The sequence below is a fragment of the Streptomyces sp. NPDC043680 genome (assembly GCF_056436685.1).
On sequence record NZ_JBWKCE010000003.1, the window covers coordinates 41,399 to 63,812 of the forward strand.

The window sequence follows — 22,414 nt, forward strand, 5'->3', positions numbered from 1 at the left end:
TTGAAGCCGCCCGAGGGACGGTCGTCACGGCGGAAGCCGCCACCGCGGTTGTCACGGTTGTCGTCGCGGCGGAAGCCACCCGACGGACGGTCGTCACGGCGGAAGCCGCCACGCTCGCCGCCGCGGTCGTCACGGTTGAAGCCGCCCGAGGGACGGTCGTCACGGCGGAAGCCGCCACCGCGGTTGTCACGGTTGTCGTCGCGGCGGAAGCCACCCGACGGACGGTCGTCGCGACGGAAGCCGCCACGCTCGCCACCGCGGTCATCGCGGTTGAAGCCGCCCGAGGGACGGTCGTCACGGCGGAAGCCGCCACCGCGGTTGTCACGGTTGTCGTCGCGGCGGAAGCCACCACGGTCGCCGCGGTCACCGCGGTCGTCGCGGCGGTTGTCACGGCGCTCGTAGCCACCGCGGTCGTCGCGCGCCTGGAAGGACGGGCGCTCCTCCGCGACCGGCGCGGCGGCGACCTGGGCGGCGACCTCGGCCTCGGCGGCCTCCGTCGCCTCGGCCACCGCGGCCTCCGGGTCCTCGCCGCGCTCGCGGGCGGAGCGGGCGACGAGGCGGTCGGCCTCCTCGCGCAGCTCGGCGGCACGGCGCGTCAGGCGCTCCAGCTGCTTGGTCAGGTCGGCGACCTCGCGCTCCGCCTGCTTCGCGGCGTTGCTCGCGGAGTCGGCCTGGACCTCGGTCAGCGACCGGGCACCGGTGATCTCGGCGACCTCCGGGTCGAAGGCGCCGGCGCCTTGGACGATGTGGCGCGAGGCGTCGACGCCCGCGTCCTCCATCAGGCGGAAGATCTGGCGGCGCTGGTGCGGCAGGGCCAGGGAGACCACGACGCCCGACTTGCCGGCGCGGGCGGTACGGCCCGAGCGGTGCAGGTAGTCCTTGTGGTCGCCGGCCGGGTCCACGTTGAGGACCAGGTCGATGCCGTCGACGTGGATGCCGCGGGCGGCGACGTCGGTGGCGACGAGCGCGTTGACGTAGCCGTCCTTGAAGTCCGCGAGGACGCGGGTGCGGGCACCCTGCGTCATACCGCCGTGCAGCGCGTCGGCCTTGACGCCGGCCTCGACGAGCTGCTCGGCGATGCGGTCGGCGCCCAGCTGGGTGCGGACGAAGATGATGGTGCGGCCCTTGCGGGCGGCGATGGCGGCCGTGACCGGCGCCTTGTCCTTCGGCTTCACGACGAGGACGTGGTGCGTCATGGTCGTGACGTTGCCCTGCGCGCTGTCGACCTCGTGCGTGACGGGGTTGGACAGGTAGCGCTTGACCAGCGTGCCGATCTCGTTCTCCATCGTCGCGGAGAAGAGCATGCGCTGGCCGCCGGCCGGGACCTGGTCGAGCAGTTCGGTGACCTCGGGCAGGAAGCCCAGGTCGGCCATCTGGTCGGCCTCGTCGAGGACCGCGACCTCGACGTTCTCCAGGGAGCAGGCGCCGCGGTTGATGATGTCGCGCAGACGGCCGGGGGTGGCGACGAGGACGTCGACGCCGCGCTCCAGGGCGTAGATCTGGTTACCCATGGAGGTACCGCCGCAGACGACCTTCATCTTCAGGCCGAGGACGTCGCCGTAGGGCTGGAGGGCGTCCGCGACCTGCATCGCGAGCTCACGGGTCGGCGTGAGGATGATCGCGCGGGGCTTCTTCTTGTCGGTGTGGCCACCGGCCAGGCGGGCCAGGGTCGGCAGACCGAAGGAGAGGGTCTTGCCGGAGCCGGTGCGGCCGCGGCCGAGGATGTCCTTGCCGGCCAGGGCGTCCGGGATGGTCGCGGCCTGGATCGGGAACGGGGTGGTGACACCGTTCTGCGCGAGCTTGCGCACGACGCCCTCGGGCAGACCGAGGTCCGCGAAGGTGACGGTGGGCTCGGCGTCGGCGTCAGCGTCGGCCTCGTCGTCGATGGACTGGTCGGTCGTCACGTCGGCCTCAAGAGCCTCGATGATCTCGTCCGCCTCGGCGGCCTCGATGGCCTCGGTGACCACAAGGGCCTCTACGGCGTCGACGATCTCGTTCGAGTCGTTCTCGGGCATGACGGCACGGTCAGAACTGGAAATGGACATGCGAAATGCGAAACCTTCCGGAGTCTCGGCACGCGCCCAAACTCCGTGAATCGCAAATCGACCGCCTCAATGCGGTCAGCCACGGCTAGGGAGAGTACGCGCCACACGGCGCTCTTCGGATTCGGCGCCGGGCAATGGGATCAAACGATCTATAACCATACGCACCCTCCCGGGGGTCTGGCAAGTCGCCCGGACCGCACCCGCCCTGACCTGCACAGATCGCGCCGGTGCAGCACGGGCAGGACCCCGCGGCCCGCGCCGCCGGCTACCCGGTGGGCGAGGCGCTGGGGTCCGGCTGCGCGGGCGGCGTCGGGGAAGGAGTGGGCGAAGTCACGGGCGGCTCGGGCGTGGGCGGCTGCGGGGACGGGCCGGTGGCCCCTCCTCCGGAACCACCGGAACCTCCCGCTCCGGATCCTCCCGTGGAGGGCTGCTGGGGCCCCTGCCCGCCGGACCCGCCACCCGGGCCGGGCGAGGGCGAGGCCCCGGGGCGGCCGGCGGGCGCGCCCGGGCTCGGGGAGGCTCCACTCGCGCCGGCCGCCTTGCCGGCCTCCCCGGGCTTGCCCTCCTCGGCCCCCGAACCGGCCTTCGAGCCGTGGCCGTTGCCGTGGATCCCCGAACCCCGTCCAGAGGCGGAGCCCCCGGTCGCCCCGGCGGCGCTCTTGCCGCCGGCCGAGGAGGAGGGCCCGGGCTGCGCGGCATCCTCCCCCACGCTCATGCAGCCCGCCGAGGCCGCGACCGCGAGCGCGGTGACGGCCAGTCGCAGGGAAGCGGACAACTGGCGCACGGGGCACCTCCGGAGGGCAGGCAGGGTCCGCGGTGAGCGGGTCAATGTGCCCAACTCCCTTTGACCCGTTAGAGACACGCTCCCGGCGAAACCCCGGACGCTCCTGCACGCCCCCGCGCCCCGGACGCCTCCGCGCTTCCCCCGCGCGCTCCCGGTCGCCCTCAGCCGAACAGCTGCCGGCCCACCTGCGACCCGAGGGTCACCGCCCCCAGCCCGGCCAGCACCGACGCCGCCACATTGGCGGCCGCGAGGAATTTCCAGCCGCGCTCCGCCAGCCGCAGCGTCTCGTACGAGAACGTGGAGTACGTACTGAGCGCCCCGCACAGCCCGGTCCCGAGCAGCAGGTGCCACCGCGAGGAGGCCGCACCGGCCAGCACCGCGCCCGTCAGCAGCCCGAGGACCAGGCAGGCCGCGGCGTTCACCACGAAGGTCCCCCACGGGAAGACCGAATCGTGCCGCTCCTGCACCGCCCGGTCCGCCAGGTAGCGCAGCGGCGCCCCCACGGCCGCGCCCGCCAGCACCAGCAGCCAGGTCACCCGCGCCCCCGCACCGCGCGCCGGGTCGCCGAGGCTGCCGCCCACACCGCGCCGAGGGCCGCCACCACCGTGAGCCCGGCGTACGCCAGCGCACGCTCCGCCTCCCCCTCGTCCAGCAGCCGCGAGAAGTCCGCGGCGTAGGTCGAGAAGGTGGTGAAGCCCCCGAGCACCCCGACCCCGGCGAAGGGCCGGACCAGCGGATGCGGGGCCACCCGGCCGCCCTCGCTGATCAGCACCATCAGCACCCCGATCAGCGCGCAGCCCGAGGTGTTGGTCCCGAGGGTCGCCCAGGGGAAGGCCCCGGGCCCGGCCGGCCACAGCAGCGCCAGCCCGTACCGGGCGGCCGCCCCCAGCATCCCGCCCGCCGCCACCGCCGCGAGGACCCGGCCCAGCGGCTCCGTCCGCTGCTCGGGCACATGGAGGTCGACATCCGGGTCGATCGCCTCGGCTTCCGGCGCCGGCCGGGTCATCCGTAGCCCAGGGCGTGCAGCCGGTCGTCGTCGATCCCGAAGTGGTGGGCGATCTCGTGCACCACGGTGACCTCCGTCTCCACGATCACGCTCTCCCGGTCCTCGCACATCCGCAAGGTGGGGTTCCGGTAGATCGTGATCCGGTCCGGCAGCACCCCGGCGTACCACTCGCCGCGGTCGGTCAGCGGGGTCCCCTCGTAGAGCCCGAGGAGGTCGGGAACCTCGGCGGGAGGCTCGTCCTCGACGAACACCGCCACGTTGTCCATCAGCCGCGTCAGCTCCGGCGGAATGCGGTCCAGGGCCTCTGCGACGAGCTCCTCGAACTCCTCGCGCGTCATCTCCAGCACGCGGTCATTGTCCCTCCGGGGTTAACCGTTTTGGCGATACCTCCCCGCATCCCATATGCTTCTCACGTCCCCGACGCGCTGGAAAGCGCCCAGGCGGGCCTTTAGCCCTCATCGTCTAGTGGCCCAGGACGCCGCCCTTTCAAGGCGGTAGCACGGGTTCGAATCCCGTTGGGGGTACGCATTACCGTGTGCAAGACTTGTCTCGCACACTGCAAGGTCCTGTGGAGCAGTTGGTTAGCTCGCCACCCTGTCAAGGTGGAGGTCGCGGGTTCAAGTCCCGTCAGGATCGCTGAGGCCGGAAACGGTCTCGTGGCTGGGTAGCTCAGTTGGTACGAGCGATCGCCTGAAAAGCGATAGGTCGCCGGTTCGACCCCGGCCCCAGCCACCACAGGAAGGCCCCGTCCCCCGGACGGGGCCTTCCGCGTTACTCCCTACTCCCTCCCGGCCGTCTCCCTCTCCGCCCTCTCCCCGTCCACCGCCTCCCGGCCCGCGCGCCGCCACCGCGCCAGGCCCGCGACCAGCGCCCCGACGGCGACCAGCCCCAGCAGGACCGGGTCCGGGACGGCCTCCGCGACCGCCCGGACCCGCTGCTCCACCGCGAAGGACTCGTCCACGTCGAGCAGCCCCGGCAGCGCACTTGCCCCGTCGTACGCGAGGAACAGCGCGCCCAGGGTGATGAAGAACAGCCCGGACAGCAGCGAGGTGGTGTGCAGCCCGAAGCGGCCCACCCGGACGGCCCGCCCGCGCAGCCAGCGCCGACGCCCCAGGTCGAACCGCTCCCACAGCAGCGCCAGCACGAACAGCGGCACCGCCATGCCGAGCGCGTACACCGCCAGCAGCAGGCCCCCGTAGACCGGGCTGCCGCTGACTGCCGCCACCGTCAGGACGCTGCCCAGGATCGGCCCGGCGCAGAAACCGGCCAGCCCGTAGACCGCGCCGAGCGCGTACACCGACAGGGCGGTGGTCGGCCGGATCCGCCCCGACACCTGGGCGAGCCGCTTCGGGGCGAAGCCGAGGCCCAGGATCTGCGCGAGCCCGAGCCCGATGATCAGCCAGCCGCCGCCGGTCACCAGCGCGTCGCGGTGGCCGTGGAAGAACCGGCCGGCGTACGAGCCGGCCGCGCCCAGCGGTACGAGGGTGCTCGCGAGGCCGGCGTAGAAGATCCCGGTCCGCGCGAGCAGCCGTGAGGCGGAGTCGATCGAGTACGCAAAGAAGGCCGGCAGCAGCAGCGCGCTGCACGGGCTGAGCAGGGCGAGGAGGCCGCCCAGCAGGGCGGCCAGGTACCCGATGTCGCTCACTTGCCGGCCTGCGCCTTCGCCGCGGCGATCGCGGCCTCGAAGGCGCCGAGCGGCTGGGCGCCCGCGATGGGCCGTCCGTTGACCAGGAAGGACGGGGTGGAGCTGACGCCGATGCCGTACCCCTCCTCCTGGTCCTTGGCCAGGGCGGCCGCAGCCTCCCCGCCCGCCAGGTCCTTCTTGAAGCGCTCCAGGTCCGGGACGCCCGCCTCTTGGGCGAGCTCCACGAGCCGCGCCTCGCCGAAGCCCTTCTGCTTGGCGCCCTCGGCGTAGGCGGCGGCGTGGAACTGCGCGAAGCGGTCCTGCTGCCCTGCCGCCCAGGCGGCCCGGGCCGCGGCCTCGGACTCCGCGCCGAAGATCGGGAAGTTGCGCCACTCGATGCGCAGGGTGCCGTCGGCGACGTACTTCCTCATCAGTTCGGGTTCGGTGTCGCGGGCGAACTTGCCGCAGTAGCCGCACTTGAAGTCGGAGTACTCGATCAGCACGACGGGGGCGTCGGGCCGCCCGACGGCGAGCTTGTCCCCGGCCTCGCGCCGGGCGAGCTTCGTGAGCGGGGACTCGGCGGTCCGGGGCGCGGAAGCGGCCGCGGGCCGGGCGGGAGTGTCCCCGGAGTCGGAGTCGGCGGCCTGCCAGGACACGAGCCCGAGGGCGGCGGCGGTGAGGGCGACCGCGGCGCAGATCAACAGCGGCTTGCGCCGGGCGGAAGAGGACGCACGGGTGGAAGAGGGCATACGGGTGCTCCAGGGCTACGGGTGGTTTATCGGACCGGCGGACGTGCGACCGGCCCTCCTACACCCGCATCACGGACAGCTCCACGGGCCCCGGCGCAGGCCCTCCCGGCGCGCGTACGGGCGTCGGCGCGCGGGGCGCCGCTCCGGGCCCCGTGCCGCCCCAGGGCACCGGCCGGCTCGCGGCCGCGAGGCAGTGCTCCGCGTGCGATCCGGCCCGCGCGGGCACACCAGGCGTCCCGTCCGGCCCCTGCGACCCCGGAGCGCACCGCCCGCTCCCGCCCCGGACCTCGCCCGCCGGGCCGTCCACCCGCGCGCCGGCGGCGCCGCCGGCGGTGCCCGCACGGGCCGGGCCGTCCGCCCGCGCCGCCCCGGCGGCCACGGCGTGGGCGCCCGGGGCGGCCGACGTCGGGGCGGGAGGCAATGGGCCGCAGACGCAGAGCACGGCCAGTACGGCGGCCACGAGCAGCCCCCACCCGCCGTGGTGCGACCTGCTCGGCATACGTGGGGCCTCTCACGGAAGGGGTCGGGGGGACTCGTCCCGAAATGGTACGGGTCCCCCCGACAAATGCGTTCGCCACCCGGCGGGACCAGGTGAGATCCTCGACCAGGTATGTCTACTTCCTTCGCCGCCCTGCAGACGCTTCTCGGTGAGATCTCCCTCCGCGACGCGCACCGCCTCGGCCGCCGCCTCGAAGGCGCCCGCCGCATCCGCAAGCCCGAGGCCAAGCAGGCCGTGCTCGACGAGATCGCCGCGGAGGCCGAGAAGGCCGCCGCGCGACTGGCCGGCCGTGCCTCGCGGATGCCGGAGGTCACGTATCCCGAGAACCTGCCCGTCAGCCAGAAGAAGGACGAGATCGCCGAGGCGATACGCGACCACCAGGTCGTGATCGTCGCGGGCGAGACCGGCTCCGGCAAGACCACGCAGATCCCCAAGATCTGCATGGAGCTGGGCCGCGGCGTCCGGGGGATGATCGGGCACACCCAGCCCCGCCGGATCGCCGCCCGCACCGTCGCGGAGCGCATCGCCGAGGAGCTGAAGTCCGAGATCGGCCAGACGGTCGGCTGGAAGGTCCGCTTCACCGACCAGGTGGACCAGGACGCGACCTTCGTGAAGCTGATGACCGACGGCATCCTGCTCGCCGAGATCCAGACGGACCGCGAGCTGCGCGCGTACGACACGATCATCATCGACGAGGCCCACGAGCGGTCCCTGAACATCGACTTCCTGCTGGGCTACCTGTCCCAGCTGCTGCCGAAGCGCCCCGACCTGAAGGTCGTGATCACCTCGGCGACCATCGACCCGGAGCGCTTCTCCCGGCACTTCGGGGACGCCCCGATCGTCGAGGTCAGCGGGCGCACCTACCCGGTGGAGGTCCGCTACCGCCCGCTCCTCGAAGAGGAGGGGGACGACAGCGACCGCGACCAGATCACCGCGATCTGCGACGCGGTCGACGAGCTCCAGGCCGAGGGGCCGGGCGACATCCTGGTCTTCCTCTCCGGCGAGCGCGAGATCCGCGACACGGCGGACGCCCTGATCAAGAAGAAGCTCCGCTTCACGGAAGTACTGCCGCTCTACGCCCGCCTCTCGCACGCCGAGCAGCACCGCGTATTCCAGCAGCACACGGGCCGCCGGATCGTCCTCGCCACGAACGTCGCCGAGACCTCCCTGACCGTCCCCGGCATCAAGTACGTGATCGACCCGGGCACCGCCCGGATCTCCCGCTACAGCCACCGCACCAAGGTCCAGCGCCTGCCGATCGAGCGGATCTCGCAGGCCAGCGCCAACCAGCGCAAGGGCCGCTGCGGCCGCACCAGCGACGGCATCTGCATCCGGCTGTACTCCGAGGACGACTTCGCGGCCCGTCCCGAGTTCACGGACGCGGAGATCCTGCGCACGAACCTCGCCTCCGTGATCCTCCAGATGACGGCGGCCGGCCTCGGCGAGATCGAGAAGTTCCCCTTCATCGACCCGCCGGACCACCGCAACATCCGCGACGGCGTCCAGCTGCTCCAGGAGCTCGGCGCGCTGGACCCGTCCGAGAAGGACCCCAAGAAGCGGCTGACGCAGATGGGCCGCCAGCTCTCCCAGCTGCCCGTCGACCCCCGTCTGGCCCGCATGGTCGTCGAGGCCGCCAAGAACAACTGCGTCCGCGAGGTCATGGTCATCGCGGCGGCCCTTTCCATCCAGGACCCGCGCGAGCGCCCCTCGGACAAGCAGACCCAGGCCGACCAGCACCACGCCCGCTTCAAGGACGAGACCAGCGACTTCCTGTCGTTCCTGAACATGTGGCGCTACATCCGCGAGCAGCAGAAGGAGCGCGGCTCCTCCTCCTTCCGCCGGATGTGCAAGCAGGAGTACCTGAACTTCCTCCGCATCCGCGAGTGGCAGGACATCTACTCGCAGCTGCGTACGGTCGCCAAGACGATGGGCATCCACGTCAACGAGGCCGACGCCCCCGAGCAGCACGTCCACGTCTCGCTGCTGGCCGGCCTGCTGTCGCACATCGGGCTGAAGGACACCGACAAGAACGAGTACCTCGGCGCCCGCGGCGCCAAGTTCGCGGTCTTCCCGGGCTCGGCGCTGTTCAAGAAGCAGCCGAGGTTCCTGATGTCGGCGGAGCTGGTGGAGACCTCGCGCCTGTGGGCGCGGGTCAACGCCAAGGTGGAGCCGGAGTGGGTCGAGCCGCTCGCCCAGCACCTGATCAAGCGCACGTACAGCGAGCCGCACTGGGAGAAGGATCCGGCGGCCGTGATGGCGTACGAGAAGGTCACGCTGTACGGCGTGCCGATCGTCGCCCAGCGGAAGATCAACTACGGGCGGATCGATCCCGAGGTCTCGCGCGAGCTGTTCATCCGCAACGCCCTGGTCGAGGGCGACTGGCGCACGCACCACAAGTTCTACGCCGACAACCGCAAGCTCCTCACCGAGGTGGAGGAGCTGGAGAACCGGGCGCGGCGCCGGGACATCGTGGTCGACGACGAGACCCTCTTCGACTTCTACGACCAGCGGATCCCCGAGCACGTGGTCTCCGGGGCCCACTTCGACTCCTGGTGGAAGCACAAGCGGCGCGAGGAGCCCGAACTCCTCGACTTCGAGCGCGAGATGCTGCTGACGGAGAAGGCGGCGGGGGTCACCAAGGCCGACTATCCGGACACCTGGCGCCAGGGACAGCTGAAGTTCCGCGTGACCTACCAGTTCGAGCCGGGCGCGGACGCGGACGGTGTGACCGTGCACATTCCGCTCCAGGTGCTCAACCAGGTCACCGACGAGGGCTTCGACTGGCAGATCCCGGGTCTGCGCGAGGAGGTGGTGACGGAGCTGATCCGCTCGCTGCCCAAGCCGATCCGGCGCAACTACGTGCCCGCGCCGAACTTCGCGGCCCGCTTCCTGGACACGGCGGTCCCCCTCCAGGAGCCGCTGCCGGTCACCCTGGCACGCGAACTCCAGCGAATGGTCGGGGTCCCGGTCTCGGCCGAGGACTTCGACCTCGGCCGCATTCCGGACCACCTCAAGATCACCTTCCGGATCGTCGACGAGCGCCGCAAGAAGATCGCCGAGGACAAGGACCTGGAGGCCCTGCGCCTGCGGCTCAAGCCGAAGGCCCGCCAGGCCCTGTCCAAGGCCGCCGCGGCCACCGCCGAGCGGGCGGGCGGGGAGTCCGTGGAGCGCTCGGGGCTGACCGACTGGACCATCGGCACCCTGACCCGGGTCTTCGAGACCCGGCGGGCGGGCCAGCCGGTGAAGGCGTACCCGGCGCTGGTGGACGAGGGGACGAGCGTCTCCGTACGCCTCTTCGACACGGAGGCCGAGCAGCAGCAGGCGATGTGGCTGGGCACCCGGCGGCTGATCCTGCTGAACATCCCGGTCAACCCGGCGAAGTTCGCCTCGGACCACCTCACCAACCAGCAGAAGCTCGCCCTGTCGCGCAACCCGCACGGCTCCATCCAGGCGCTGTTCGACGACTGCGCGACGGCCGCGGCCGACAAGCTGATCGCCGACCACGGCGGACCGGCGTGGGACGAGGCGGGCTTCCGCAGGCTCTACGAGGCCGTCCGCGCCGACCTGGTGGACACGACCGTACGGGCGGTGGGCCAGGTGCAGCAGGTGCTGGCCGCCTGGCAGGCCTGTGAGCGCCGTCTGAAGGCCACGAACAGCCTCGCCTTGGTGGCCAACCTCCAGGACGTCAAAACGCAGCTGGCGGCCCTCGTACCGCCCGGCTTCGTGACGCTCACGGGACTGCGCCGGCTGCCCGACCTGATGCGCTATCTGGTGGCGGCCGACCGGCGGCTCCAGCAGATGCCCACGGCCGTCCAGCGCGACACCACGCGCATGGAGAAGGTCCACGAGATGCAGGACGAGTACGCCTGGCTGCTGGAACAGCTCCCGAAGGGGCGGCCGGTGCCGGCGGCGGTCACCGACATCCGCTGGATGATCGAGGAGCTGCGGGTCAGCTACTTCGCGCACGCGTTGGGGACGGCGTACCCCGTCTCCGACAAGCGGATCGTGAAGGCGGTGGACGCGCTCGCCCCGTAGGCCGGCCTGATCGGTTCGACCGCACCGCCTGACCTGCTGTACAGTCTGACTCGCAGCCAAGGTCCTGTGGAGCAGTTGGTTAGCTCGCCACCCTGTCAAGGTGGAGGTCGCGGGTTCAAGTCCCGTCAGGATCGCATCAACAGCAGGGCCCGCACCCCCAGGGGATGCGGGCCCTGCTTCGTCGTGTCCGGCCTCTCGCCGCCCCTTCGAGCCGCCCGCCCGCCGAGGCCGCCCCGCTCGGCGCGCCCCGCCTGGCGCTCCGGAATATCCCCCGTCCGCGTGAGGCGCTCTGCGCCGCACGTCCCCTTACGGGTGCATTGCCGGATGTACAAGAGTGATCAACTGTGACGGGACTCACCACATGAGTTTTCGGGAGCCGCACATTTATCGCATCCCTACGCGCGCTCGATTTAATATGTGCAATGGCACCCTCCCTGCGAGGCCTCGTCTGGGCATAAAAAGATCGCGCTGGACCCGGCGGAGTCCAGCGCGATCGACGGCGGAGAACCTGTTGGGGCAGGTCCGGCCGTATGAAGCCATGTGGGTTTCATCGGATTGGGGGATCCGATAAACCCGTTAAAACAGGGGTGCTGTTGCGGGGTCTCAGGCCTCGCTGCGCTGCTGCGGAATTCCCGCAAGCAGTGCGCGAACCTCGGCCTCGCGGTAACGGCGGTGTCCACCCAGGGTGCGGATGGACGTGAGCTTGCCAGCCTTGGCCCAACGGGTGACCGTCTTCGGGTCCACGCGGAACATCGTGGCAACCTCAGCCGGGGTCAGCAGCGGCTCGGCATCAGGGGTGCGAGCGGTCATGAGCGGCCTCCTCGGGAGAACCGAACCATCTCGGTTCTTTCCTCTAAATTCTGCACCTTGGCCCGCGTTGCCCGAAATGGACACACGCGGGCCGAGTCGGTTATAGGACGAACGGCTTGTCCTCGGCACTACAACTACACCATCCGTCCAGCCTCGACGGCCAAACCGACGGAATTGCCCTCCGAGGTGTTCATCAGCGGCGGAAGCCCGATGGACCGCCCCATAACGGACAGTCACCTCACTGTAACGATCAGTCACAGAGCGATCAGGAGTCGTCAGACCCCCCGTAGAGTGCAAATGCCGAGCATTCCGCCCTTAGTTGGGCGGAAGGAACCCTCCCCGGACTCCTTGTCCTATTTTGGCACGAGGGTAGGGGAAGGACGCAAGGGTGTGGTTAGTGCGGTCCGTCACGCTTGAGGCAATGGCCCGGATCGGGACGTAGGTCCCGGAACGAGGCCCCGAATATGCCGATCCCGCCTCCGATCAGCCACTTATGGCCGATCGACCGATACGCACGGTACGCGGGCGACGCGCCCTCGGCGCCGGAGTGTGGGCCGGATCACGCCGTCAGTTGGCGAACAACCGCTCCCGGACCTCCCGCCAGCGGTCCACCAGCTCCTCGTACGCTTCGGCCGCTCCCGCCGCGTCCCCCGCACGGAGCGCCGCGATGCCCACCGCCACGTCGCGGGCCGAGCGGTCGGCCGCCAACCGGTCGGGCGAGAGGGCGTACACCAGGCCCCCGTAGTCCAGTTCGACCATCGAGCGCGGGTGGAACTCCTCCAGCCAGCTCCCCACCTCCACCAGCCCCTCCGCGAGCACGTCGAAGCCGTCCGCCTCCCGCAGGGCGCGCAGCCCGCGCGCGAGCCGCCTGCGGGCCTGGACCATCGGCGTCCGGTAGCGCAGCCGTTCACCCGGCGCGTACTCCCGCTCCTCGTCGGAGACGAGCACGAACCAGCGCAGCGGCACCTGCCACACCGCGGTGCGGATCCACGGGCGCGCGTCCGGGTTCCGCTCGCGCCAGCGCTCGTACTCCTGCGCCGCCCGGCGCCTGGTGCCCGGCGGCAGGGCCGCGTCCAGTACCGGCAGCGGGAAGTTCTCCACCAGCTCCTGCATCGCCAGCCAGCCGCGCAGCCTGGTCCGCCACGGGCACACCAGCACCACCCCGTCCACCTCGGCGGTGAAGGCGTCGGCGCTCTCGTGCGCCGGCACCCCCACCACGGGCACCCGCACCAAATCGGAGAGCGACCGGCGCAGTTCGTCCTGGGCGGTCGGGACGGCCCCGCGCCGGGCGTAGGAGGCCCAATGCGTGCGCTCCGGCTCCGCGAAGGCCGCCAAGGGCTCGTAGACGCGCAGGTAGGAGGCGTACGGGACGGTCGGCGCCGAGCGCGCGGAGGGCAGCCTGGGGTCGGGTGATTCGGTCACGCTCAGGTACTCCCCCGCGCCGCCCGGAGCTACTCCGGCGGGGCCGCGTACTCCGGGAGTGTTCCGATCTCCGGACAGCTCGACTGCACACGCCCCAGAGGTCTTACGCTGCTCCCAGCACGCCCTCCCCCACCCGTAGGGCGGGCGTCATTCCGCCGCATCTCTTCCATGGGAGTCACCACCGTGACCGAAATGACCGACGGCGTCCTGCACACCCTGTTCCGTTCGGAGCAGGGCGGCCACGAACAAGTCGTGCTGTGCCAGGACCGGGCCTCCGGGCTGAAGGCCGTCATCGCGATCCACTCCACCGCCCTGGGCCCCGCCCTCGGTGGCACGCGCTTCCACGCGTACGCCTCGGACGAGGAGGCCGTCCTCGACGCGCTGAACCTCTCCCGCGGCATGTCGTACAAGAACGCCATGGCCGGTCTCGACCTCGGCGGCGGCAAGGCCGTGATCATCGGCGACCCGGACGTCATCAAGACCGAGGAACTGCTGCTCGCCTACGGCCGCTTCGTCGAGTCCCTCGGCGGCCGCTACGTGACGGCCTGCGACGTCGGCACCTACGTGGCGGACATGGACATCGTGGCCCGGGAGACCCGCTGGGCCACCGGCCGCTCGCCGGAGAACGGCGGCGCCGGGGACTCCTCGGTGCTCACCGCCTTCGGCGTCTTCCAGGGCATGCGGGCCAGCGCCCAGCACCTGTGGGGCGACCCGACCCTGCGCGGCCGCAAGGTCGGCGTCGCGGGCGTCGGCAAGGTCGGCCACTACCTCGTCGAGCACCTGCTCGAAGACGGTGCCGAGGTCGTGATCACCGATGTCCGGGAGGAGTCCGTCCGCCGGGTCCTCGACAAGCACCCGCAGGTCATCGCCGTGGCCGACACGGACGCGCTGATCCGTACCGAGGGCCTCGACATCTACGCTCCGTGCGCCCTCGGCGGTGCGCTGAACGACGAGACCGTGCCCGCCCTGACGGCCAAGGTCGTGTGCGGCGCCGCCAACAACCAGCTCGCCCACCCGGGTGTGGAGAAGGACCTCGCGGACCGCGGGATCCTCTACGCCCCCGACTACGTGGTGAACGCGGGCGGGGTCATCCAGGTCGCCGACGAGCTGCACGGCTTCGACTTCGACCGGTGCAAGGCCAAGGCGACGAAGATCTTCGACACCACCCTGGAGATCTTTGCTCGCGCGAAGGTCGACGGGATCCCGCCGGCCGCGGCGGCCGACCGCATCGCCGAGCAGCGGATGGCCGAGGCCCGCGCCGCCCGCACCGCGAAGGCCGTGACCCAGGCCCTGTAGGGCCCCTGCGTGCGCCCGCCGGGGTTGCGGCGAGACGGAACTCACTGCACTTCGGCGGGTCGCCCGCCAGGAACGGGTTAAAATCGCAGCTGACCAGCGAGGACGGGGCGCCTCGATGGTCCTGCACCGGGGCACGTCATGCGGGCGGCGTACCGTATGGCCGCGGAAGCAGGTACCGTTAAACCCCTACGGACGGTCTCTCCACGGAGAGCCCGCTCCGAACCATGAACGCGTGTCAGACTCTGGGGCCGTCGAGCCCCGTCACCGAGGGGGTCGAGCCATGGGGCGCGGCCGGGCCAAGGCCAAGCAGACAAAGGTCGCCCGCCAGCTGAAGTACAACAGCGGCGGGACTGACCTCTCGCGTCTGGCCAACGAGCTGGGCGCATCGCCGACGGAACCGCTGCTGCCTGTCAGCGAGCCGGTCGAAGTCGATGACGATCTGGACGACGACGACCCGTACGCCAAGTACGCGGATCTGTACAACGACGACGACGAGGACGAGGACGAAGAGTCCGGCCCGTCGAACCAGCGTCGCGGCGCTTGACGCCTGGCGTCTGCACCTCTCGGACGGCAGCGCGTAGCTGACCCCCGGCTGAGCAGCCAGAACAACACGGAACCCGGTCCAGGGCCTCGCCCCGGACCGGGTTTCCGTGCTGTCTCAGTTCGCGTACGAACCGGTCAGGGTCGCGCCCTCGGTGTGGTCGCCGCGGTCCAGGATCTCGCCGGCGACCCAGGAGTCCACGCCCCGGTCGGCCAGCGCCGTGAGGGCCACGTCCACCGACTCCTGCGGGACGACGGCCATCATGCCGACGCCCATGTTCAGGGTCTTCTCCAGCTCCAGCTGCTCGACCTGACCGGCCTTGCCCACCAGGTCGAAGACCGCGCCGGGGGCCCAGGTCGAACGGTCGACGGTGGCGTGCAGGTGGTCCGGGATCACCCGGGCCAGGTTCGCCGCGAGGCCGCCGCCGGTGATGTGCGAGTAGGCGTGCACCTCGGCCGTCCGGGTGAGGGCCAGGCAGTCCAGCGAGTAGATCTTGGTCGGCTCCAGCAGTTCCTCGCCGAGGGTCCGGCCGAACTCCTCGATGTGGCGGTCGAGGGACATCCCGGCGCGGTCGAAGAGGACATGCCGAACCAGCGAGTACCCGTTCGAGTGAAGGCCGGAGGACGCCATGGCGATGACCGCGTCACCCGTACGGATGCGATCCGCGCCGAGCAGGCGGTCGTACTCGACCACACCGGTGCCGGCGCCCGCGACGTCGAAGTCGTCCGGACCCAGCAGACCCGGGTGCTCGGCGGTCTCGCCGCCGACCAGTGCGCAGCCGGCGAGGACGCAGCCCTCGGCGATGCCCTTGACGATCTGCGCGACCCGCTCCGGGTGGACCTTGCCGACGCAGATGTAGTCGGTCATGAAGAGCGGCTCGGCACCGCACACGACGATGTCGTCCATGACCATCGCGACCAGGTCGTGGCCGATGGTGTCGTACACGCCCATCTGGCGCGCGATGTCGACCTTGGTGCCGACCCCGTCGGTGGCGGAGGCGAGCAGCGGGCGCTCGTAGCGCTTGAGGGCTGAGGCGTCGAAGAGGCCGGCGAAGCCGCCGAGGCCGCCGAGGACCTCGGGGCGCTGCGTCTTCTTCACCCACTCCTTCATCAGCTCGACGGCGCGGTCTCCCGCTTCGATGTCGACACCTGCTGCTGCGTAGCTGGCACCGGTGGTCTTCTCTGTCATGACAGGAGAGAGCTTTCGTGTCGTTACTGCTGTGGTGCCGGGCCCCCCGCACAGTGGTGCGTTCCCGTGATCTGGAAAAAGGGGCCCGGCGCAGGCTGAGCGGGAGGTGCGGGCCGTTACGGCCGGCGGAGCGCGTCTGCGGCGTCGGTGCCGCCCGCGAGCTCGCTCTCCAGGAGCTGCTTGCCCAGGAGCTGCGGGTCGGGCAGCTCCATGGGGTACTCGCCGTCGAAGCAGGCACGGCAGAGGTTGGGCTTCTGGATGGTCGTCGCCTCGATCATCGCGTCGAGCGAGATGTACGAGAGCGAGTCCGCGCCGAGCGACGTGGCGATCTCGTCCACCGTCATGCCGTTGGCGATCAGCTCGGCCCGGGTGGCGAAGTCGATGCCGAAGAAGCACGGCCACTTCACCGGCGGCGAGGAGATCCGGATGTGGACCTCGGCCGCGCCGGCCTCGCGGAGCATCTTGACCAGGGCGCGCTGGGTGTTGCCGCGGACGATCGAGTCGTCGACGACCACGAGGCGCTTGCCGCGGATGACTTCCTTGAGCGGGTTGAGCTTGAGGCGGATGCCGAGCTGGCGGATCGTCTGCGAGGGCTGGATGAAGGTCCGGCCCACGTAGGCGTTCTTGACCAGGCCGGAGCCGTACGGGATCCCGCTGGCCTCGGCGTAACCGACGGCGGCGGGCGTGCCGGACTCCGGCGTCGCTATCACCAGGTCGGCCTCGACCGGGGCTTCCTTGGCCAGTCGGCGGCCCATCTCGACACGCGAGAGGTAGACGTTGCGACCGGCGATGTCGGTGTCCGGGCGGGCCAGGTACACGTACTCGAAGACACAGCCCTTGGGCTTTGCTTCCGCGAAGCGGGAGGTGCGCAGGCCGTTCTCGTCGATCGCGATGAGCTCGCCCGGCTCGACCTCGCGGACGAAGCTGGCGCCGCAGATGTCGAGGGCGGCGGTCTCACTGGCGACCACCCAGCCGCGCTCCAGGCGGCCGAGGACCAGCGGGCGGATGCCCTGCGGGTCACGGGCGGTGTAGAGGGTCCCCTCGTCCATGAAGACCAGCGAGAAAGCACCCTTGACCTGGGGGAGGACCTTGGCGGCCGACTCCTCGATGGTCAGGGGCTTGCCGTCCTCGTCGGTCTGCCCCGCGAGCAGGGCGGTGACCAGGTCGGTGTCGTTGGTGGCCGCCACCTGGGTGGCGCGGCCGTCCTGACGGGGGAGGTCGGCGACCATCTCGGCGAGCTCGGCGGTGTTCACCAGGTTGCCGTTGTGACCCAGGGCGATCGAGCCGTGGGCGGTCGCGCGGAACGTGGGCTGCGCGTTCTCCCAGACGGAGGCTCCGGTGGTCGAGTAGCGGGCGTGACCGACCGCGATATGACCCTGGAGCGAGCCGAGAGAGGTTTCGTCGAAGACCTGGGAAACGAGGCCCATGTCCTTGAAGACGAGGATCTGGGAACCGTTGCTCACAGCGATTCCCGCGGACTCTTGTCCACGGTGCTGCAGCGCATACAGTCCGAAGTAGGTGAGCTTGGCGACCTCTTCACCCGGAGCCCAGACACCGAAGACGCCGCAAGCGTCCTGGGGGCCCTTTTCGCCGGGGAGCAGGTCGTGGTTGAGTCGTCCATCACCACGAGGCACATCTCCGAGTGTAGGCGAGATCGACCACTGGTCCGAATTGGGGACGGCCGGGAAATGTCACAGCACCCAGGGTGACCGGGCGGCTCCGTCTCGGTATTCGGATCACCTTGTTGACATCTACGAGGGCATTCGGACAGGCTCTCGGCCCATGCAGCCTCACGGTGACCGTGCCGTCACCCTCGTCGAGCGCCGCCACGTAGACCTGGTCCGTGTCGCGAGCGCCATCTGTCGCTGTCCTGCGTAACCGCAACTCTCCTTTTTCCTTCCTCTTTTCCGCTTCGCCCACCCTGCCCCGCCGCGCCGCGCGCCGTCCCGCGCCCCCCGCCGGGCCGGGTCGGCGGACCGTGCCTTGGAGCAGCTGTGTCTTCGTACGACCACCACCTGTCCCGGCGTGCCTTCGGCGGCGCCGTCGGAGTGACCGCGGCCGCGGCCGCAGCGGGTCTCGGCGCCGCCGCGCCGGCCCGGGCCGCCCAGGAGGCCGGACCCGGAGAGCGGGAGTTCCGGGCGGCGCGGGGCCGCCCCGGGCGCCGGCCGAACATCCTGTTCATCCTCGGTGACGACCTCGGCTGGGCCGACCTGTCCTCGTACGGCTCCCCGCACATCAAGACCCCGAACCTGGACCGCCTCGCCCGCCAGGGGGTCCGCTTCACCGATGCCTACGCGGGCTCCGCGACCTGCTCGCCGACCCGGTTCAGCCTCTACACGGGCCGCTACCCGGGGCGGGCGAAGGGCGGCCTCGCGGAGCCCATCGCCGACCGGAGCGCCGGTCTGGAGCCCACCCATCCGACGCTGGCCTCGCTGCTGCGCGACTCCGGCTACGCGACCGCCCTGATCGGCAAGTGGCACTGCGGTTACCTGCCCGACTACAGCCCGACCCGCTCGGGCTGGGACGAGTTCTTCGGCAACTTCGGCGGGGCCCTGGAGTACTACTCCAAGTTGGGGCTGGGCGGCGAGTACGACCTCTACGAGGGCGACGCCGCGTACAAGGACCTGCGCTACTACACCCGGATCCTGACCGAGCGGGCGAGCGCGTACGTCTCCCGCGACCACGGCGGCAGGCCCTGGCTGCTGAACCTGAACTACACCACCCCGCACTGGCCGTGGATCGCGGACGGGGACACCGAGGAGAGCGCCGAGGTCGAGCGCCGGATCAAGGCCGGCGACGCACGGGCCCTGTGGCACCAGGACGGCGGCTCGGTCGAGAAGTACCGGCAGATGGTGGAGGACCTGGACCGCTCGGTCGGCGAGGTGCTGGAGGCGCTGAAGCGCTCGGGCCAGGAGAACGACACCCTGGTCTTCTTCGCCAGCGACAACGGCGGCGAGCGCTTCTCGTACAACTGGCCGCTCTCGGGCAACAAGGCCTCACTCCAGGAGGGCGGGATCCGGGTGCCGACCCTCGTGCGCTGGCCCGCCCGCATCGACGGCGGCCAGGTCAGCCACGTCCCGGTCGTCACCCCGGACTGGACGGCGACCCTGCTGGAGCTGGCCGGGGCCCGGCCGCACCCGGCCTACCCGCTGGACGGCGTGAGCCTGGCCGGATACCTGCTACGCGGGGAGGAGCCCCCCGCACACGACCTGTTCTGGCGGGTGCGCGGGGAGCGGGCGCTGCGCCGCGGGGACTGGAAGTACTACCGCGGCAAGGGGGGCCGGGACCAGCTGTTCCACCTGGCCGGGGACCTCCGCGAGCAGGCCGACAAGGCGGCCCTGGAACCCGCCCTGCTGGGGCGGCTGCGGGCGGCCTGGGAGCAGACGGACGCGGGCCTGCTCCCGTACCCCGGCTGACCCGGCCCGGACCGCGGCCGGCCGCTCCGGCCGGTCACTCCGCGGCGGAGGCCGCCCGGGCGGTCAGGCCCGTGCCGTCCGGGGCGGTCAGGGTCAGCGTGCGGGCCTGGATCTTCCAGGTGAGCGGGCCGCTGCCGAAGAGCCCGGTCAACGCACGCTCGACCTCGCCGGCCGGGCCGAGGCAGGCCATCCGGGTCGTCGTGAGCGGCCCGAAGGTGACCTTCGGACCGTCGACGGTGGCCGGGGCGCTGAACCGGTTGCAGCCCAGGCGGCCGCTCGCGGTCCCGTCCGCGGCGAGGGAGAAGCCGGCCTTGCCCGCCGCCTCGGCCGGGAGGGAGGACACGCTCTCGCCGCTGATCAGGGACTCCACGGTCCACTCGGTGGCGGTGAGCGGGGCGTCGGGCGTGCGCGGGACCCGGGTCATGGTGAGGGAGCTCCCGTCGGGCGTCTTCAAGGCCAGCTGGTCGGCGGTGGGCGCGTCCACGGTCAGCCGCCCCCGGAACAGCCGGGCGAAGGCCGTCTCGAACGGCATGTCCGCGCAGGCCATGGTGGTGGAGGAGCCGGGGGTCACGGTCATGACGGCCGGGCCGGTGCCCTTCTCCCAGGTGACCGCGGCCGTGAAGCCGTTGCAGCCGTAGTTCCCCGTCGCCTCGGTCCGGTGGTCGGCGCTCGGCGCGAACTCCAGCTGAGCGGAGGGGGGTGCGGTCAGGGTCTTCCCCTCCGCGGTCAGGCGCTGGACGGCCCAGGAGCCGTCGAGGACGGGGCCCGGGCGGGTGCCGTGCACCGCGCCGTCACCGCCGCAGGCGGTCGTGGTGGCGGCGAGGGCGAGTACGGCGGCCATGGCGGCGGGCAGGTGCCGGAGCGTGGGCATGTCCCTGGGACGGGTGCCGGGCCGAGCCGGTTCCGCTCAGCTCATCACCGGCAGCAGCGCCGACAGGTCGGCCCGCTCCCCGCTGGCCCTGACCTGGGCGTCCCGTACGGCGGTGGTCCAGTCGGCGCGGCCGGTGGCCAGCCGGATCCAGGTCAGCGGGTCGGTCTCCACCACGTTGGGCGGGGTGCCGCGGGTATGCCGGGGGCCCTCGATGCACTGGACCACCGCGAAGGGCGGGATCCGTACCTCGACCGAGCCGCCCGGCGCCTTGAGCGCGAGGGCGTCGGCGAGCAGCCGGGTGCAGGCGGCCAGGGCCTGCCGCTCGATCGGGATGTCCAGTCCGGCGGCTCGGTTGAGGTCGTCGGTGTGGACCACCAGCTCCACGCAGCGGGTGACCAGGAAGTCGGCGAGGGTCATGTCCCCCACCCACAGGTCCAGTACCCGGCTGCCGGGGTTCGCGTCCAGCGCCTTGGCCATCCGGGCCGCCGCCCGCTCGTACAGCTCGGGCAGCGGCGCCCCGCCGAGGATCTCCCGGGCGGCCTCGGAGATCTTCCCGGCGAGGGAGGCGGTGGCGAAGGGCCATTCGACGGCGCTGAGTTCGACGACGGCGCCGGGCGGCCGGGCCAGGCCGGAGGCCAGCGAGTCCGCGATCCAGGCGACGTGCGCGGCGAGGTCGGCCACGCTCCAGTCGCCGACCCCGCTGGGTCGTTCCAGCTGCTCCGGCCCCAACTCCCCCACCGCCCCGGTGACATGCCCGAACTGCGCGGTGACGGCCGCACGGATCTTCGCGGGATCGTAGCGTCGCGGCTTCTTCTTGGCAGGCGGCATGGCCCCGACCCTACTCGGGCCCGGGCAGCACGAGTCCGGTGCAGCCGCGCCGCGTCGCGGTGTCGGTGGCGTAGGCCTTGAACAGCTCGTCCAAGCGCGGCCCGAGGACCGGCCGGTAGGTGTACGGGACGGTCATGGTGAGGGTGGCGGGGCGCCCCTCGCAGGTCATCGAGCCGTAGAGCACGTCCTTGGTGCGGCCCGCCCTGCCGGGGACCACCGGTTCCGGGCTGCGCCCGCCGGGCACGGTGACCGCGGCCGCGTCGTCGCCGAAATACGACCGGGTCCGCAGCCACCAGGGCGAGTGCCGCAGGGACGTGACGGCGTCCTCCCGTTCCTCACGGGTGAGGAAGCCGAGGGCCCGCCCACTCCCGCCGGCGCTCATCGCGAGCAGGCAGCCCTCCTCGCGGGCGGCTCCTCCCCCCGGGACGCCGGCGGCCCGGTCGGGCAACCGCTCGCGGTCCGCCGTCCGCAGGTGGGCGGCATACCAGCCGCAGCTGTCCGCCCGCTCGCCCACCGGCCCGAGGGCGGTCACGGGCTCGGGCAGCCGGTCCGGGAGTTCGGGCAGCCGCGTCCGGCAGCCGTACTCCTCGGCGGCGCGTTCGGCGGCCCGGCGGGCCAGGCGGGCCAGGATCGGGCGGTCCTCGGCCTCGTGCCGGGTGCCGGGGGAGGTCGCCGTCACGATCAGCGAGGTCGTACCGGCCTTGGCCGGCTGCTCGCAGCGGGCCACGACGGTGACGTCATCGGGCCCGTAGTCACCGAGCCGGCCGTCCCCGAGCGGCATCCGGTCGGGAAGCGTGGTGCGGGCGGTGGCATCGTCCTTCGAGCCGGCGCGCAGGGTGGCGAACGGGGGCTTCCATCCTTCGTCGGCCGTGTGCAGGTCACGGGCCTGGGGCAGCCCCTTCAGGGCCAGCGTGAAATGGCCGTACGTGAACTCCTGGCCGAGGCGGTCCTCCTCCAGGCGGCTCAGCACGCAGCGGTCCGGAATGGTGTCGAAGTCGACGGTGCTCGGGTCCTCGCCGCCGAGGACCACCCGGTCGGCGCCGCCGTCCAGCCGCATGACCTCGTCGGGGTCCACCAGCCCGGCGCAGGCCCGGGTGATCAGCGCGCGGCTCGCCGTACGCGCCTGCCCCGTCGCGTACGCGTCGTACAGCGCCCACCCTCCGAAGGCCAGACCGCCCACGCCCGCGAGGACCAGCAGCAGGTTGACCGCGTTGCGCCGGCGGCCCCGGTCCGGCAGCGGGCCCCCGCGCGACGGCTCCAGTGGTTCGAACATCCCGCCCCCCGTTCGCGTCCCTGCAAC

The 22,414-nt window shown here is 71.7% G+C and carries 19 protein-coding genes and 4 tRNA genes; 9 read left to right on the top strand and 14 right to left on the bottom strand.

What is annotated here, in order from left to right; translation table 11 throughout:
* From AC0666_RS06685 to AC0666_RS06700, 4 genes are all read right to left on the bottom strand, one after another.
* Positions 1-2,045 (bottom strand): DEAD/DEAH box helicase (locus tag AC0666_RS06685; RefSeq protein WP_478707201.1); only part of this gene is annotated, 2,045 nt, incomplete at its 3' end.
* A gap of 945 nt (positions 2,046-2,990) precedes the next feature.
* The gene (crcB, locus tag AC0666_RS06690; protein ID WP_468966399.1) at positions 2,991-3,365 is read right to left on the bottom strand and encodes a fluoride efflux transporter CrcB; all 375 of its coding nucleotides are present in this window, start codon (positions 3,363-3,365) and stop codon (positions 2,991-2,993) included.
* The gene (locus tag AC0666_RS06695) at positions 3,362-3,835 is read right to left on the bottom strand and encodes a FluC/FEX family fluoride channel (RefSeq protein ID WP_478707202.1); all 474 of its coding nucleotides are present in this window, start codon (positions 3,833-3,835) and stop codon (positions 3,362-3,364) included. Before AC0666_RS06695 ends, crcB begins: the two co-directional genes overlap by 4 nt.
* Complete coding sequence (locus tag AC0666_RS06700) at positions 3,832-4,182, bottom strand: metallopeptidase family protein (protein ID WP_361715774.1); 351 nt, start codon at positions 4,180-4,182, stop codon at positions 3,832-3,834. Before AC0666_RS06700 ends, AC0666_RS06695 begins: the two co-directional genes overlap by 4 nt.
* Positions 4,183-4,286: 104 nt before the next feature.
* Here AC0666_RS06700 and AC0666_RS06705 point away from each other — a divergent pair.
* The 3 genes from AC0666_RS06705 to AC0666_RS06715 all read left to right on the top strand — a co-directional run bounded on the left by AC0666_RS06705 (position 4,287) and on the right by AC0666_RS06715 (position 4,570).
* A tRNA-Glu gene (locus AC0666_RS06705) sits at positions 4,287-4,359 on the top strand.
* 38 nt (positions 4,360-4,397) lie between these two features.
* A tRNA-Asp gene (locus AC0666_RS06710) sits at positions 4,398-4,471 on the top strand.
* A gap of 22 nt (positions 4,472-4,493) precedes the next feature.
* A tRNA-Phe gene (locus tag AC0666_RS06715) sits at positions 4,494-4,570 on the top strand.
* A 43-nt stretch (positions 4,571-4,613) separates the two neighbouring features.
* Here the strand turns inward: AC0666_RS06715 and AC0666_RS06720 are convergent.
* From AC0666_RS06720 to AC0666_RS06730, 3 genes are read right to left on the bottom strand one after another with little or no spacing between them, the layout of a single operon-like run.
* The gene (locus AC0666_RS06720) at positions 4,614-5,480 is read right to left on the bottom strand and encodes a cytochrome c biogenesis CcdA family protein (RefSeq protein ID WP_478707203.1); all 867 of its coding nucleotides are present in this window, start codon (positions 5,478-5,480) and stop codon (positions 4,614-4,616) included.
* Complete coding sequence (locus AC0666_RS06725; RefSeq protein ID WP_478707204.1) at positions 5,477-6,208, bottom strand: DsbA family protein; 732 nt, start codon at positions 6,206-6,208, stop codon at positions 5,477-5,479. The genes AC0666_RS06720 and AC0666_RS06725 overlap by 4 nt, the downstream gene beginning before the upstream one ends.
* Positions 6,209-6,266: 58 nt before the next feature.
* On the bottom strand, positions 6,267-6,707 hold the full coding sequence (locus AC0666_RS06730; RefSeq protein WP_468966385.1) for a hypothetical protein: 441 nt from the start codon (positions 6,705-6,707) through the stop codon (positions 6,267-6,269).
* A gap of 111 nt (positions 6,708-6,818) precedes the next feature.
* On the opposite strand from AC0666_RS06730, the gene hrpA reads away from it, so the two are divergent.
* The gene (gene hrpA, locus AC0666_RS06735; protein WP_478707205.1) at positions 6,819-10,742 is read left to right on the top strand and encodes an ATP-dependent RNA helicase HrpA; all 3,924 of its coding nucleotides are present in this window, start codon (positions 6,819-6,821) and stop codon (positions 10,740-10,742) included.
* Positions 10,743-10,802: 60 nt separating this feature from the next.
* A tRNA-Asp gene (locus AC0666_RS06740) sits at positions 10,803-10,876 on the top strand.
* Between the two features lie 469 nt (positions 10,877-11,345).
* Here the strand turns inward: AC0666_RS06740 and bldC are convergent.
* Positions 11,346-11,552, bottom strand: coding sequence for a developmental transcriptional regulator BldC (gene bldC / locus AC0666_RS06745; RefSeq protein WP_003949541.1), 207 nt, complete (start codon positions 11,550-11,552; stop codon positions 11,346-11,348).
* Between the two features lie 567 nt (positions 11,553-12,119).
* On the bottom strand, positions 12,120-12,950 hold the full coding sequence (locus AC0666_RS06750; protein ID WP_468966538.1) for a DUF8083 family protein: 831 nt from the start codon (positions 12,948-12,950) through the stop codon (positions 12,120-12,122).
* Between the two features lie 207 nt (positions 12,951-13,157).
* Between AC0666_RS06750 and AC0666_RS06755 the strand changes: the two genes are divergently transcribed.
* Both AC0666_RS06755 and AC0666_RS06760 read left to right on the top strand, forming a co-directional pair.
* Entirely contained in the window at positions 13,158-14,270 is a 1,113-nt protein-coding gene (locus AC0666_RS06755) for a Leu/Phe/Val dehydrogenase (RefSeq protein ID WP_468966380.1), read from the top strand.
* 280 nt (positions 14,271-14,550) lie between these two features.
* A complete protein-coding gene (locus tag AC0666_RS06760; protein ID WP_361715794.1) occupies positions 14,551-14,814 on the top strand; it encodes a DUF3073 domain-containing protein in 264 nt (87 codons plus the stop codon).
* A 114-nt stretch (positions 14,815-14,928) separates the two neighbouring features.
* On the opposite strand, the gene purM is transcribed toward AC0666_RS06760, so the two are convergent.
* Together purM and purF are read right to left on the bottom strand one after the other, a co-directional pair.
* Positions 14,929-15,999 (bottom strand): phosphoribosylformylglycinamidine cyclo-ligase, encoded by a 1,071-nt coding sequence (gene purM / locus AC0666_RS06765; RefSeq protein ID WP_478707206.1) that lies wholly within the window; start codon positions 15,997-15,999, stop codon positions 14,929-14,931.
* 116 nt (positions 16,000-16,115) lie between these two features.
* Positions 16,116-17,633 (bottom strand): amidophosphoribosyltransferase, encoded by a 1,518-nt coding sequence (purF, locus tag AC0666_RS06770; RefSeq protein WP_361715800.1) that lies wholly within the window; start codon positions 17,631-17,633, stop codon positions 16,116-16,118.
* Positions 17,634-17,781: 148 nt separating this feature from the next.
* Here purF and AC0666_RS06775 point away from each other — a divergent pair, with 148 nt between their 5' ends.
* Together AC0666_RS06775 and AC0666_RS06780 are read left to right on the top strand one after the other, a co-directional pair.
* Positions 17,782-17,877: a putative leader peptide gene (locus AC0666_RS06775; RefSeq protein WP_361715803.1), complete on the top strand. Its 96-nt coding sequence runs from the start codon at positions 17,782-17,784 to the stop codon at positions 17,875-17,877.
* A gap of 116 nt (positions 17,878-17,993) precedes the next feature.
* The gene (locus AC0666_RS06780) at positions 17,994-19,415 is read left to right on the top strand and encodes a sulfatase-like hydrolase/transferase (RefSeq protein ID WP_478707207.1); all 1,422 of its coding nucleotides are present in this window, start codon (positions 17,994-17,996) and stop codon (positions 19,413-19,415) included.
* 34 nt (positions 19,416-19,449) lie between these two features.
* Here the strand turns inward: AC0666_RS06780 and AC0666_RS06785 are convergent, their stop codons facing one another.
* Genes AC0666_RS06785 through AC0666_RS06795 form a run of 3 tightly spaced genes read right to left on the bottom strand, consistent with a single transcriptional unit; the run spans position 19,450 to position 22,387 of the window.
* Entirely contained in the window at positions 19,450-20,286 is an 837-nt protein-coding gene (locus AC0666_RS06785; RefSeq protein WP_468966370.1) for an META domain-containing protein, read from the bottom strand.
* A gap of 36 nt (positions 20,287-20,322) precedes the next feature.
* Positions 20,323-21,114: a maleylpyruvate isomerase family mycothiol-dependent enzyme gene (locus tag AC0666_RS06790; RefSeq protein WP_478707208.1), complete on the bottom strand. Its 792-nt coding sequence runs from the start codon at positions 21,112-21,114 to the stop codon at positions 20,323-20,325.
* A gap of 10 nt (positions 21,115-21,124) precedes the next feature.
* Positions 21,125-22,387, bottom strand: coding sequence for a hypothetical protein (locus tag AC0666_RS06795; RefSeq protein ID WP_478707209.1), 1,263 nt, complete (start codon positions 22,385-22,387; stop codon positions 21,125-21,127).
* Between the last annotated feature and the right edge of the window lie 27 nt (positions 22,388-22,414).